The organism is Ilumatobacter sp., assembly GCF_049588435.1.
GTDB lineage: Bacteria > Actinomycetota > Acidimicrobiia > Acidimicrobiales > Ilumatobacteraceae > Ilumatobacter_A.
Map to the genome: position 1 here is coordinate 1 of NZ_JBAVYV010000386.1, position 13845 is coordinate 13845.

The following is a 13845-nucleotide window of genomic DNA, read 5'->3' on the forward strand; positions in this document are numbered from 1 at the left end:
GCGTGCGGCCGTGCCGGGCACGACTCTGACGATCGTCGGTTCGGGCCCGGAGCGCGCCGCAATGGAGGTGCAGGCGGCCGAGTTGGGAGCCCAGGATTGGATCACATTCGCCGGACGCGTGGAACACTCCGAGCTCGTGGCGATCTACCGCCGGTCCTGGATCGTGGCCAGCGCCTCGCTCGCCGAAGGATGGGGGCTGAGCCTCACGGAGGCCGCCGGATGCGGGACCCCCGCGGTCGCGACCGACATCCGCGGGCACCGCAGTTCGGTGGTCGACGGCGAGACCGGACTGCTCGCTCCCCCCGACCGTCTCGGAGCGGCGATCGCCCGGGTGTTGCTCGACACGGACCTGCGGGAACGACTCGGCACGGCCGCTCACGATCGTGTCCGAGCGATGACGTGGGATGCGACCGCCGCAGGCGTGCTCTCGGTTCTCCGTCGAGACGCGCTCGGTCACCGCCGTCATGACGGCGGTCACCACTAGGCTCCGGACCCGCATGCGTAGCGTGGTCGTGCTTCCGACGTACAACGAAGCAGAGAACATCGAGCGGTTCCTGCGCGCGGTTCGCAAGGCCGCCCCGGACACCGACATCCTGGTCGTCGACGACGACAGCCCGGATGGGACCGGAAACATCGCCGGCGAGCTCGAGGATGAACTCGGCAGGATCTCGTTGCTCTCCCGACCCGGAAAGCGTGGACTCGGGAGCGCCTACCGCGACGGGTTCAGCCACGTCCTCGACGAGACCCGAGCGAGCGCCTACGACGTCGTCGTGACGATGGACGCCGATCTGTCGCACGATCCCGCCCGGATCCCCGAGTTCCTCGCCCTGATCAACGACGGAGCCGACCTCGTCATCGGGTCGCGCTACGTCACCGGTGGTGGGACGACCGATTGGCCCGTGCGCCGCCAGCTCCTCTCGAAGTGGGGCAACGCCTACACCCGAACGATCCTCGGCGTGCCCGCCCGGGACTGCACCGGTGGCTATCGCGCCTACCGCTCGACGGCGCTGCGTGCGATCGACCCGACGTCCACCAGCGCGGAGGGGTACGCGTTCATGACCGAACTGGTCCGCCGCCTGGCCGCGAACGGAGCATCGATCGTCGAGTCGCCGATCATCTTCCGTGACCGCACGCTCGGTAAGTCGAAGATGTCGGGGCGGATCATCGTCGAGTCGATGCTGCTCGTCACCCGGTGGGGGATCTCCGACCGCCTCCGTCGTCTCCGCCGCCTCCGGCGTCGTTGACACGGGTTCGATGATGAGACGTCTCCGCGGGCTGCTCGGCGGTCTGTCCGACCGAACCGTCATCCTGCTGACGACGGCTGTCGTCGCGCTGCCGCTCATCGTCGCCGTGATCGCGCTCGCGCAACGTCGCTGGTATCCGGTCCTCGACCTCGCGATGACCGAGTTCCGGGTCAGCGACGTCGGGACCCGCCAGACCCCGCTGATCGGATTGCCCGGGCGGATCGGGGTGTTGCCCGAACAGGGGAGCCATCCCGGCCCGCTGAGTTTCTGGCTGCTCGCGCCCGGATACCGACTGTTCGGGAGTTCCGCCTGGGCGATGGAAGTCGCGACCGTGTCGATCGCACTCGTCTGGATCGGGATCGCACTGTGGATCGGACAGCGCCGACTCGGACGACCCGGTATCGCGCTGGTGGCGATGATCCTCGCTGTCGTGATCCGGGGATTCGGGTTGTCGGTGCTCACGCAACCGTGGAACCCGTACATGCCGCTGATCGCATGGCTCGTCGTCTTGCTGGCGGTGTGGGCCGTTCTCGCCGGCGACGACCTGATGCTGCTGCCGCTCGTCGCTGCGGCCTCGTTCGCCGCCCAGACCCACATCCCCTACCTCCTGATGGCCGGTGGCCTGGGACTGCTGGCGGTTGCCGTGGTCCTGGTCCGATGGTGGCGGGCCCGGTCCGACGCGACGGGCGCTGGACCCCCACGGATCGTGCTCGCGACGATCGTCGCCTTCGTCATCCTCTGGTCGGCCCCGATCGTCGATCAGATCCGACGCGATCCGGGCAACCTCAAGCGACTGATCGATCATTTCGGATCGCCCGACGAGGATCCGATCGGTTTCGCGGCGGGCGTCCGCCTGATGTTGCGCCACCTCGACGTGGTGGGGACGCAGCTGCGATTGTTCACCGGCCAGGAACGATTCCTCGAGTCCGGATTCGATCCCGACGGACCGATCTGGGCCGGCCTCGCGATGTTGGTCGCCTGGGGCATCGCCGCAGTCGTGGCCGTGCGCCTCCGCCACCGTTCCCTGACGGCGCTGCACACCGTGATCGCCGTGACGCTGGTGCTGACCACGATGTCGATGTCACGGATCTTCGGGCAGCGCTGGTACTACCTGACGTTGTGGGCCTGGATCACCTCGACGCTCGTGATCGTGGCGGTGGCATGGACCGCCGTTGCGTGGTTCCGGACCCGGCGGCCGGACCTGGCCGAACCGATCTCGACACCGCGGATCACCGTCGCGTGCGCATCGATCGCACTCATCGCCACCGCCAGCATGCTCGTCCTCGCCCCCGGCACCGACCATCCGGAGGAGGCGTTCGGCGAGACACTCGGTGAACTGGTCGAGCCGACCGTCGCATCGCTCGACCCCGATCAGACGTATCTCGTCGAATGGAAGGATGCCCACATCTTCGGGAGTCAGGCGTTCGGCCTGGTCAGCGAACTCCGCCGTGCCGGGATCGACGCGGGCTCATCGGAGTACTGGCGGGTGCCGATGACCGACTCGAGGACCGTGCCCGACGGAGTGGCCGATCAGGCGATCGTCCTCGTCACCGGTGACTACATCGAGGACTGGCGTGACGACGACCGGTTCGTCGAGGTCGCGTCGTTCGACCCTCGCGACGCCGACGAACTCGCCGAGTACGACGAGCTGCGGCTCGAGTTGATCGACGACCTCGACGCTTCCGGGTTCGGCGAACTGATCCCGCTCGTCGACACCAACCTGTTCAGTGTGGACACCGATCAGCGACTGAGCGACGCGACCCGGGACGTCACCGCACGGATGATCCAGCTCGGCCAGGAGGCCGCCGTCTTCATCGGTCCGCCGGGGGCGAGTCTCGGCGGGTGATTTCGCTGCACAGCGGAGTGGCAGCGATGGCCGCAGCGGTTCCCGCGTCGATGCCATCCGGATCAATCTCCGGGTCAATCTCCGGATCGAGGACCGGACCACCGGCGGTGAGCACGTCGGCCGGCAGGAACGTCCCCGTTCCCCCGACGTTCGCGAAGAAGAGGTCGGAGACCGGGTCGGCGATCACCTCGTAGTGATTCGTGGATCCCGTCATGGATCCGGCTGGAATCTCACGCACGAAGCCATCGAGGCCGTCACTCCGCTCGAACGTCACCTCGCCGACGATGCCGTCCCCGGAACCGTCCTGGCCGGTTGGCCGGTACGTCAACGACCAGAGGTCGGTTGATGCGAGCACCTGCTCCACGTCGCCGTCGATCTCACCCGAGATCGCGCGCACGCCGGGCGATCGCTCGAGCGCCACCCAGCTGCCCTGTTCGGCGACATAGATCCCCGAACAGTCGTCGAGCACGCCGATCACCCCGTCGCGGCCGGCCCCATCGCCGGCGGCGATCGTGCTCACGTTCGGCGGATCGGAATCGAACACCGCGCGGTCGATGTCGTAGCGCAGCTCGGTGAACCCCGGTGACTTGAGCTCGAGGTTCCAGATGGCCAGCGACGCGTTGACCCAGAGTCCGAACACGGCGAGCACCCCCAGACCGATCCGTACGACGCGGCGCGCGACCGGGCGTCCGACAACAGGCTCGTGGGTGAGCGCACCGAGCCACGAGACCCCGATCGCACCCGCCGTGACGAGCGGTGGGATCAGGTCGATCAGATACCGGTTCGCGACGAAGCCGATCATGAACGTCGGAAGCGTCGCCAGGGTCGTCGCCACGACGACGAGCCCCCAGGTCAGTGACCGGTGGCGAGCGATCCAGATCGCACCTGCGATCGCCAGCACGACGAGCAGCAGGGCGCTCGACGGCAGCGACGCTGCGGGGGTGATCGTCTCGACGTCGATCCCTCCCCGGTTCTCGGCGAGCGGGCCGAAACGAACGAACGGGACGAGACGTTCGAAGCGGATCGCGTCGGGGCGCAGATACTGGACCAGCGTCGTGGGGAGGAAGTCGACGGCGAAGAAGCTCCCACCGGTCGACTCGAAGAAGGCGGCACGCACCGGGCTCTGGATCGACAGCAACTGTTTGTCGCCGGGAACCGAGAGGAGCGTGCCGAACTTGGCGACGTTGACCACCGCGTGCGCCACGACGGGGATCAGCCCGCCCGCAACGGCGATCGCCGCCACCGGATCCCACCTCCGGGTACGGAGGAGCAGAACGACCCCGCACACGCCGATGGCCAGCGCCACGCCGAACCCGATGGGTGCACGCGTCAACGTGGTCGCGAGAGCGGCCAGCGACGCGAGGACGACCAGGCGACGCTGTGTGAAGCCACCGGCCGCCCACTCGACGATGAGCGTGATCGTCACGATCGCGAGCGCGACCGCCCACAACTCGGTTTCGTTGTACACGCTGATCCAGCCGGCGGCGAACAGCACCGGTGAGAACGCGACGGCCGCGGTGAAGATTCCGATCGCCCAGCGGCCGGCGTCGGGCGAGCTCTCGACGCTGCGCACGGCATGCCGTCCCGCCCGTGCCAGGCGCGCCGACCACCGACACACCACGACGAGCGCGATCAGCATCGAGATCCGCACCAGCCGGCCGACGAAGATATCGCCGAAAGTGTCGCCAAAAGCAGCGCCGACGAGCGCGAACGGCATTCGCACGACCGCGAGGAACGGCCCGTAGTACAGATAGGTCGCTCCATCGACGACGAACCCCTCCGGGCCCGGCACCGCGGGATCGACGGCGAGGCGTCCACGGAGGAACACCCGCGCCTGCTCGTCGTAGAAGTCGGAGCTGAAGCCGCCCCGATCGAACAGGTCCCACGGGCGGAACGACGTACTGACGAGCCAGAACACGACGACGGCCACCAGCGTGATCATCCACACCAGCCGGTTCGTGGTCAGCCGCGGACCGTCGACTGGTCTCGCGCTCGTCGTCACAATCGGCGAGGGTAGCGGTCGTGGGTACACTCGGCCGCCGTGCACGCAGAGCCGACAGGTGACGGGAGCGGTGATGCCGTGACACCCCTCGAGCGCCAGCAACTCGACCTGATCGATCCGACGGCCCACACGTTCTGGCACTGGGTTCGCTTCGATCTCGTCGCGGCGGAGGCCGAGCGGCGACATGCGACGACGATCGTCGACATCGGTGCGGGCTCGGGCATGCTCGGCGACCGCCTCGTCACGACCCATCCCGACCTCGGATACCGGTTCCAGGAGCTGTCGCCGGCACTCGACGCCGCACTGGGCGACCGATACGGCGACGAGGCCCGCTTCGGCCCCGACGACCGCCTCACCCGGAACACGCTCGGCGCGATGCTCGACGTGATCGAACACATCGAGGACGACGTCGGTGCACTCGACGACTGGCGGCGACGGATGGACCCCGGCGCCGCGCTGGTCATCACCGTGCCCGCCATGCAATGGGCATTCTCGTCGTTCGACGTCGACCTCGGCCACTACCGCCGCTACTCGCGCTCCACGCTCCGGGCCACCCTGGAAGACGCCGGGTACACCGTGCGCCGCTGCGACTACCTGTTCCCCGAGATGCTTCCCGTCGTCCTCAAACGCCGACTGCGTCCCTCGACGAACACCGTCGACATGCCCGAGATGAGCCCCGCGATGAATCGGATCGGGCACCTGATCAGTTCGACGACCGCCCGGGGACGTCGAGTCTGGCCCCTGGGGACGTCGGTGATCGCCGTGGCCGAGGCCGCGCCGTGAGCACCGCGTGAGCAACCGGTGAGCCTCGACACGGCCGAAGCGCACGTCGACGAACCGCGAGTCGACGGGCCACGTGCTGCGATCCGCCGCGGGCTGACGGCGATCGTCTGCATCCCGATCATCACTGCGGTGATGCGCGCCCTGCGCGAGGACTGGTTCCCCATCGGCGACAACGCGCTGCTGTTCATCCGCACACGCGACGTCCTCACCGACCACCACCCACTCCTCGGTTCGTGGACCTCGGCATCACTCAGCGTCGGACAGAACATGAACAACCCGGGTGCGATGTACGACTGGCTGATCGCGCCGTTCGCACACGCGCTCCCGCCGGGCGCAGCCGCGGCGATCGGGGTGGGCACGGTGAACCTCGCCCTCGTCGTCGGGATCTCCGCCGTCTCGCACCGCATCGGCGGCTGGGAGCTGCAACGATGGGTCCTGCTCGTCGTCGCGCTGCTGCTGTGGTCGATGGGAAGCGAACTGCTCATCGACATCTGGCAGCCGAACGCGATGGTGCTCGTGATCTTCGCACTGCTGATCGTCGCCGTCGGTCTGGCGATCGGAGACGACGCCCTCCTGCCGTGGGCCGCAATCCTGGTCAGCCTGCTCCTCCAGACGTATCTGTCGGTCGCGTACATCTTCGTCTTCCTCGTGCTCGGCACGATCGGCGCGCGGATCTGGCTGCGCCCGCCGAAGATCGGAGATCGGCCATCCTTGATCCCGATCTCCCTGACGGCTGGCGTGCTGGCGGTGCTGTGGGCACCGTCGGTCTACGAGCAGCTCGCCGGGTCCGGTGAGGGAAACATCTCCCGCCTCCTCGCAAACTCCTCAGGCGGCGACGTCACGCTGGGCACGGCGAACGCGATCCGGATCGCTGGCAGCGTCGCTGCGCTCCCGCCGTGGTGGGGACGCCAGGGGTACACGACCACCGTTCCGGTCACCCGGCTCGAACCCGACGGTCGCACGCTCGACATCGCCGGCCTCTCGCCACTCTGGGTCGCGCTCGTCGGTTTCGCACTCGTGATCAGCCTGCTCGTCGGTCTCACGATCGCGATGCGGCGTCGAGGCGACGTCGTCCACGTCGCCGCCGGGGTCATCGCCATCGTCGTGCTGATCGGTTCGGTGCTCTCACTCGGACAACTGACCATCGGGGCGGTGGGTCTCTCGCCGCACCACGCCCGATGGCTGTGGCCGCTGACGGCGTTCGTGCATCTCGTCATCGTCGTGTCCGCGATCGACCTGTGGAGGGCGAGTCGCGACGCGCCGTCCCGGCGGCAACTCGATCGGGTGCTCGGTGGAATCGTCGCGGCGCTCATCGCCATCGTCACCGTTCTGAACATCCCCTTCCACGCCCAGCCGTCCGGGCCGACGTTCGAATACCGATCGATACCCACGATGCGCCGGATCGAGCCGTCGCTGGCAGAACTCGACGGATTCGGGCCGGTGCTCTTCGACGTGTCCAACGTGCGGATCTTCGAGCCCTACAGCTCGACGATGATGATGTGGATGCAGGAGCGCGGGATCGAGTTCCGCGTCGACGACGACATCATGGTCCGCCAACTCGGAGAGAGCCGCCGGGCCGACGGGACGGAGACCACCACCGTCTTCCAGCTGCAGGGCACCGAGGCGCTGACGTACGCCGGCGACGCCTGTCCGATCGGTGTCTCGAGTGCGTTGACGCCCGAGGAGGAGGCGCAGGTCGCCGAGACGGTCGAGCGTGCCGCCACGGTGCTCGCCGCCGACAGCGCCATCAGCGGCGCCGAGGCTCGCGACACGATCCTGCGCGGCGGCTGGGATCAGCTCGATTCCGACGACGCGGCCGATGTCCAGCGATGGGTCGAGTCGAGCTACGCGCTCTTCGCCGACGGCGCCGCCTGCTGACGGCGCAGCAACGTCCGGAGCGACAGGAAGCGGATCGCGGCCGCCGCTGTCCAGACGGTCACGAGGACCAGCACCTCGCGCCAGAGATCGCCGTCGACGCTCGCAACGGCGAGCGAACTGGCGACCAGCGACAGCGCGAAGATCACGATGGTGGCGAGGCGTCGACGCCACCGACCGGAATCACGACGGGTGCGGAACGTCCAGCGTCGGTTCGCCCAGCTGTTCCCGGCGACCGTCGCGGTGAAGCCGACGATGTTCGCCCACACGGCTCCGATCGGGTCGCGAAGGAGCAGGAAGATCGCCGTGCTGACGAGCGTCGCCACGCTTCCGATCAGCGCGAACGTCACGGTCTGGCGTCCGAAGTCCTCGTCGAGCGGGACACGGCGCTGGTCGCCCAGTTCGATGTCGCCCCGCCCGCGGGCGAAGCGCCAGAACATCCGCCAGATCCCGCGCAGGTCGCCCATCGCAGTGGTGCGAACATCGACGCGGCTGTCCGGGTCGTCGATCCAGTCGACCGGAACCTCATGGATGCGCAATCCGTTGTGTTCGGCGAGCAGGAGCAGTTCCGCGTCGAAGAACCACGTCTCGTCGACCACGGCGGGCAGCACCATTTGGATGACGTCGGTTCGTGCGGCCTTGAAACCGCACTGGGCATCGCGGAACCGGACGGCGAACAGGACCCGGAGCAGCAGGTTGTAGCCCATCGAGATCAGTTCCCGCTTGGGGGCGCGAGCCACGACCGAACCCGAACTGAGCCGTGATCCGATCGAGATGTCGGAGTGTCGGGAGATCAGCGGAGCGACGAGTGGCAGCAGACCGGTCAACCCGGTCGAGAGATCGACGTCGGTGTACGCGACGACATCGGCATCCGATGCCGACCAGGCAGCGCGGATGGCCCGGCCCTTCCCCTGTTCGGTCAGGCGGAGGTGTGAGATGCGCTCGTCCGCAGCGGCGAGGCCCGCTGCGATGTCGCCGGTTCCATCCGTGGACGCGTTGTCGGCGATCACGATTCGCCACCGGAACGGGAACGACGTCTCCAGATGATCGACGAGCCGCGCGACCGACTCCGCGAGGACGCGCTTCTCGTTGAAGACCGGGATCGCGATGTCGACGAGGATCGCGTCGGCGTTGTGCCCCGTCATGAGATCTCGGGACCGGTGGCCAGGGTCAGTGCGACCGACGGTGAGCCGGGGACGTAGACGACGGTGTCGAACTCGTCACGGATCAGGTCGGCGTCGGCACCGAACGACATCACGAGACGCTGCGACTCGGTTCCGTCGCTGACCCGCGCGTCTCCGAAGCGGCGGGCCTGGAGTTCTGAATCGAAGCGGTAGTCGATCCCGCGCCGGACGAGCGATGCCAGAATCGGGTAGGTGTACGGATGGCCGAGGTACATCGAGTCCTGGTCGATCACCACCGGCCCCTCGATCGGCACATCGTGCAACTGGCGGAGCAGTTCCTGCGTCGAGTCCTGGTCGCGCAGGTAGAGCTCCGGGTTCGGCACCTGGACCGAGCGCGACAGGTTGGCCACGGTGGCGAGCACGAGGATCACGGCGAGGCAGCCGGACACGGCCGCTGCGCCGTGTCGTTGCGAGAGTCGCGGGCCGACTCGCACCAGCAGGCAGAACGACCCGAGGAGCAGGAATGCACCGATCGCCCAGAGCCACCGGTAGTTGCTCGCGAGGAGCCCGAATCCCTCGGTGATCGGCAGCATCGTCGCGTCGACGACGCCGGCCGCCAACGTGACGACGGCGATCGACAGCCCGGCGGCGGCGCGACGATGGCTCCCCGCTGCCGCCACACCGAGACCGACCACGAGCAGCACGAAGACCACGACGAGGACGGCGACCTGGAGGTTGTTCCCGATCGATCGCTCCGGGTCGAACTCGCCGTAGCCGGGGCGCAGGAACCGTGCCGGCCCCGCCAGGACCTCGGCCACGATGCGGACGGCCGTCGAGCGTGACGGGGTCGCCGATGCCTCACCGCCGGAGGTCAGCACGTCGACGAAGTTGCCGGAGACGGCGAACTGGTCGATCGCGGTCTGGATCCACAGCACCACGACGATCGCTCCGCTGACGATGAACGGCGTGACGGACGAGCGATCGGGGCGACCGCCATCTCGACCGCCATCTCGACGCGCCGCGAGGATCTGGCCGACGATCATCGGGACCCCGAGCGCGGCGAGCAGGATCGGATAGCTGAGGTGGGTCTGCGCCGCGAGGCTCCCGAACACGACGGCGGGCACGAGCGCCCACCGGTCGCCCCACGTCACGCCCCATGCCGCGACGAGCACACAGAGGTAGGAGAACAGCAAGAACTGGTGCTGCTGGGGCGTGATCAACATCTCGGAGCCGAGCGACCAGGCGAGGATCGCGACGGCGGCCATCGCCGGCAGGACGTACCGGCGACCTGCGAGACGGTGGATGAGCCATGCGATCGTGACGATGGCTGCGATGTGGACACACGCGACGCCGATCGCGGTGCCGCCCATCGGTGTGAACCGGGTGAACGGCGCCAACAGATCGAGTTGCATCGGACCGAGGTTGTTCACGGGCTTGCGGACGTCGAGCGAGCCGGCGGACCACGCGCCGAGGAGTGGATGGTTGCTCGTGGCGACGTCCAGTGACCGTGCCGTGAAGTAGGCGTCATCGCGGATCGGGACCCACGACCCTGCGGCGGCACGGATGGCCGCGACGACGAACGGGACGATCGCGACGAAGACCGGAGCGATCTCGATCAGTCGGAGGCCTGGATCGGGGGAGGAGCGAACCGGTTCGTCGGTCGCATCGGGCCGGTCGCGAAGGTCGCACCCCCCGTCCTGCGTGGGAGGCACCTCCTCGGTCGGCATACGAGGCGCAACCCTACTCGCGGGTCCCCCCGGCCCACCGGTGATCGCACGGTGATCGCACGGTGATCGCACGGTGATCGCACGGGGATCGGACGGAGATCACATCGATGAAGTGGTCCTGCCGATCTTGCGGTTTCAGCGCTCATACTGGGGGATGTCTTCGGCCCCGACACCCGACGTCCCGACCGGGAACACGTTCGACAAGTACGCCACGACCAATCCGATCGAGCAGCGGATGATGCGCGGATTCATGACGACGCTCGACCGATTCGTCGATGGGATCGCGCCGACCCGGGTGCTCGAGGTCGGCATCGGCGAGGGGATCGTCACCCAGCGGCTGAAGGAACGTTTCCCGACCGTTCCGATCATCGGAATCGACCTTCCCGACGATGCCCTCGCCGAACACTGGCGCGAGGACGACATCGGGTCGGCGTTCGCCGATGTGATGCGGTTGCCGTTCCCCGACGACGCCTTCGATCTCGTGTTGGCGATCGAGGTGTTCGAACACTTCGACGATCCCGAGACCGCGCTGCGCGAGGTGGCGCGGGTCTGCTCGGGTTCCCTCATCGCATCAGTACCGCTCGAACCGGTGTGGCGGATCGGGAACATGGCCCGTGGGCGCTACATCAAGGACCTCGGCAACACGCCGGGGCACGTCAACCACTGGGGGCGTCGCGCCTTCACGAAGTTCGTCGCGCGCGAGTTCACCGTGGACGACGTGGCGACACCGCTCCCGTGGACGATGTTGTCGGCTCGTCCGACGGCCTGACCACCGCTCCCGCGTCGCTACCATCGAGCACCCATGTCACGGCCGATCAAGCTGATCATCCAGATCCCCTGCTTCAACGAGGAAGCCGTCCTCCCACAGACGATCGCCGACCTGCCGCGTCAGGTTCCGGGCGTCGATGTCGTCGAGTGGTTGATCATCGACGACGGGAGCTCGGACCGGACGGTCGACGTCGCACGCAGCCTCGGGGTCGATCACGTCGTGTCCCACACCCACAACCGGGGGCTGGCCGCTGCGTTCATGACCGGGATCGATGCATGTCTGCGCGCCGGAGCCGACATCGTGGTCAACACGGACGCGGACAATCAGTACTCCGGAGCCTCGATTCCGGATCTCGTCGCGCCGGTCGTCGCGGGGACCGCCGAGATGGTGGTCGGCGAACGTCCGATCGACAGCATCGACGACTTCTCACGCGCCAAGAAGGTGCTGCAGCGAGTCGGCAGCTCGGTCGTGCGCCGCTTCTCGGGAACCGGGGTGCGCGACGCCGCGAGCGGATTTCGCGCCTACAGCCGATCGGCCGCGATGAGGGTGCAGGTCTTCGGCAACTACTCGTACACGATGGAGACGATCATCCAAGCGGGTTGGAACGGGATCACGGTCGCGTCGGTTCCGATCGCGGTGAACGCCAAGACGCGCGAGTCCCGACTGGTGAAGAGCATCCCGCAGTACCTGTCGCGTTCGGGGCAGTCGATCGTGCGGGCGTTCGCGCTCTACAAGCCGTTCCGCTTCTTCTTCGGCATCGGGCTCGTTCCGTTCCTGCTGGGCGTCGCCCTCCTGCTGCGCTGGCTGGTGCTGTATTTCATCAGCGACGTCTACACGAGCCGCCTTCCGAGCCTGCTCACCGGCATCGGATTGCTCCTCGTGGCCGCGCAGATCTGGAGCGTCGCGTTCCTCGCGGACCTGCAGGCCGCGAACCGGCGCGTGCTGCAGGAGATCCGGCTGCGCGGCAAGGAACTCGAATTCGATCGCGGGATCGGTCCGGACGACCCGACGCCGCCGACGGGCATCTGATCGCTCCCGCTTCCCGCACCGTAGATTGGAACGATGCGTGTTCGGGTCATGAAGGTCGCTGCATCGTGCATGAGAGACGATTCATGAAGGTCGGCGTACTGGTCGTTGCATACAACGCCGAGTCGACGCTGCACTGGGTGCTCGATCGCATTCCGGCCGAGCTGCGCAAGGCCCTCGTCGAGGTGCTCGTGATGGACGATCACTCGACCGACGCCACGTTCGACGTCGCTCATCGATATGTCGACGACGACCTGCCGCTGACGATCATCCGCCACGACGCGAACCTCGGCTACGGCGGCAACCAGAAGGCCGGATATCGCTACGCGATCGACAACGGATGGGACGTCGTGGTCCTGCTCCACGGTGACGGTCAGTACGCCCCCGAGAAGATGCCCGACCTGATCGCACCGATCGTCGAGGGCGACGCGGACGCGGTGTTCGGGTCACGGATGCTCGATCGGGGAGGAGCACGGCGCGGCGGTATGCCGATGTACAAGTTCGTCGGAAACCGGATCCTGACGACGGCCCAGAACGCGATCACCGGCGCCGGACTCAGCGAATGGCACTCCGGCTACCGCGCCTACCGCACGTCGGCACTCGACGAACTCGATTTCGTGGGGAACAGCGACGATTTCGACTTCGACACCGAGATCATCCTCCAACTGCTCGGTGCGGAGAAGCGGATCGCCGAGGTCCCGATCCCCACGTACTACGGCGACGAGATCTCACGCGTCAACGGCATCGCGTACGCGAAGGACATCATGATCGACACGGTCCGGCACCGCCTGGGTTCGGTCGGGTTCGGCCGTGGCGAACTGGGCCAGAAGCAGGAGGCGTACGCATACAAGCCGTCGCCGAACAGCTCCCACGGAATCGTCCTCGACCTCGTCGACGACACGCGTCCGTTGCGGATCCTCGACGTCGGCTGCGGCCCGGGGTGGGTCGCTGCCGAACTCCGTCGGCGCGGTCACCACGTGACCGGCGTGGATGTCGAGACCGATCCCGAGGTCCACGAGCGGACCGACGCATTCTTCGAGGCAGACGTCGAAGCGGGGCTCCCCGACGACGTGGGCCACGGCTACGACGTCGTGATCGCCGCCGATGTGATCGAACACGTCCGCGATCCGGACGCGCTGCTCGTCGACCTCGCCGGTCGGATCGCGAACGACGGACAGATCCTCGCGAGCGTGCCGAACTTCGGGCACTGGTATCCCCGGGCGCGCACCGCCGCCGGTCTGTTCGACTACGACCAGCGCGGGATTCTCGATCGGACGCACCTGCGCTTCTTCACGCGCCGCAGCTTTCGGCGCACGGTGGCCCACACGGGGCTCGTCACGACCGCCGAACGATACGCAGGGCTCCCGCTCGACGTGCTGGGCGTCGACGGTGTGGTCGGCAACTCAGCGGGCGCGGTCGACAGCGTCGTCACGCGAGCATGGCCGACGA

11 protein-coding genes are annotated in these 13845 nt (G+C 67.7%); 8 read left to right on the forward strand and 3 right to left on the reverse strand.

Annotated elements, in window-relative coordinates; genetic code table 11:
- The 3 genes from WBV89_RS14955 to WBV89_RS14965 all read left to right on the forward strand — a co-directional run.
- On the forward strand, positions 1–484 hold a 484-nt coding region (locus WBV89_RS14955; protein WP_423982150.1), incomplete at its 5' end, for a glycosyltransferase.
- A gap of 13 nt (positions 485–497) precedes the next feature.
- On the forward strand, positions 498–1244 hold the full coding sequence (locus WBV89_RS14960; RefSeq protein WP_423982151.1) for a polyprenol monophosphomannose synthase: 747 nt from the start codon (positions 498–500) through the stop codon (positions 1242–1244).
- A gap of 13 nt (positions 1245–1257) precedes the next feature.
- Positions 1258–3090 (forward strand): hypothetical protein, encoded by a 1833-nt coding sequence (locus WBV89_RS14965; RefSeq protein WP_423982152.1) that lies wholly within the window; start codon positions 1258–1260, stop codon positions 3088–3090.
- On the opposite strand, the gene WBV89_RS14970 is transcribed toward WBV89_RS14965, so the two are convergent.
- Positions 3056–5038: a hypothetical protein gene (locus WBV89_RS14970; RefSeq protein WP_423982153.1), complete on the reverse strand. Its 1983-nt coding sequence runs from the start codon at positions 5036–5038 to the stop codon at positions 3056–3058. The two genes, WBV89_RS14965 and WBV89_RS14970, sit on opposite strands and share 35 nt — an antisense overlap.
- Before the next feature lie 93 nt (positions 5039–5131).
- Between WBV89_RS14970 and WBV89_RS14975 the strand changes: the two genes are divergently transcribed.
- Both WBV89_RS14975 and WBV89_RS14980 read left to right on the forward strand, forming a co-directional pair.
- The gene (locus tag WBV89_RS14975; RefSeq protein ID WP_423982154.1) at positions 5132–5875 is read left to right on the forward strand and encodes a hypothetical protein; all 744 of its coding nucleotides are present in this window, start codon (positions 5132–5134) and stop codon (positions 5873–5875) included.
- Positions 5876–5893: 18 nt separating this feature from the next.
- Positions 5894–7753 carry a hypothetical protein gene (locus WBV89_RS14980; protein WP_423982155.1) on the forward strand — a complete coding sequence of 620 codons (1860 nt, stop codon included), beginning with the start codon at positions 5894–5896 and terminating at the stop codon, positions 7751–7753.
- Here WBV89_RS14980 and WBV89_RS14985 read toward each other — a convergent pair.
- Positions 7720–8895: a glycosyltransferase gene (locus WBV89_RS14985; RefSeq protein ID WP_423982156.1), complete on the reverse strand. Its 1176-nt coding sequence runs from the start codon at positions 8893–8895 to the stop codon at positions 7720–7722. The genes WBV89_RS14980 and WBV89_RS14985 overlap by 34 nt on opposite strands.
- On the reverse strand, positions 8892–10601 hold the full coding sequence (locus WBV89_RS14990; RefSeq protein ID WP_423982157.1) for a hypothetical protein: 1710 nt from the start codon (positions 10599–10601) through the stop codon (positions 8892–8894). The genes WBV89_RS14985 and WBV89_RS14990 overlap by 4 nt, the downstream gene beginning before the upstream one ends.
- 154 nt (positions 10602–10755) lie before the next feature.
- Between WBV89_RS14990 and WBV89_RS14995 the strand changes: the two genes are divergently transcribed.
- From WBV89_RS14995 to WBV89_RS15005, 3 genes are all read left to right on the forward strand, one after another.
- The gene (locus WBV89_RS14995) at positions 10756–11370 is read left to right on the forward strand and encodes a class I SAM-dependent methyltransferase (RefSeq protein WP_423982158.1); all 615 of its coding nucleotides are present in this window, start codon (positions 10756–10758) and stop codon (positions 11368–11370) included.
- 33 nt (positions 11371–11403) lie between these two features.
- Positions 11404–12399, forward strand: coding sequence for a glycosyltransferase family 2 protein (locus tag WBV89_RS15000; protein WP_423982159.1), 996 nt, complete (start codon positions 11404–11406; stop codon positions 12397–12399).
- Between the two features lie 65 nt (positions 12400–12464).
- Positions 12465–13845: glycosyltransferase (locus tag WBV89_RS15005; RefSeq protein WP_423982160.1), on the forward strand; the 1381-nt coding region annotated here is incomplete at its 3' end.

What these genes read in the sequence shown, in the direction of transcription:
- WBV89_RS14960 (WP_423982151.1), top strand. Translation starts at nt 498, where the DNA reads ATGCGTAGCGTGGTCGTGCTTCCGACGTACAACGAAGCAGAGAACATC.
- WBV89_RS14990 (WP_423982157.1), bottom strand. Translation starts at nt 10,601, where the DNA reads ATGCCGACCGAGGAGGTGCCTCCCACGCAGGACGGGGGGTGCGACCTT.
- WBV89_RS14985 (WP_423982156.1), bottom strand. Translation starts at nt 8,895, where the DNA reads ATGACGGGGCACAACGCCGACGCGATCCTCGTCGACATCGCGATCCCG.
- WBV89_RS15000 (WP_423982159.1), top strand. Translation starts at nt 11,404, where the DNA reads ATGTCACGGCCGATCAAGCTGATCATCCAGATCCCCTGCTTCAACGAG.
- WBV89_RS14995 (WP_423982158.1), top strand. Translation starts at nt 10,756, where the DNA reads ATGTCTTCGGCCCCGACACCCGACGTCCCGACCGGGAACACGTTCGAC.
- WBV89_RS14965 (WP_423982152.1), top strand. Translation starts at nt 1,258, where the DNA reads ATGAGACGTCTCCGCGGGCTGCTCGGCGGTCTGTCCGACCGAACCGTC.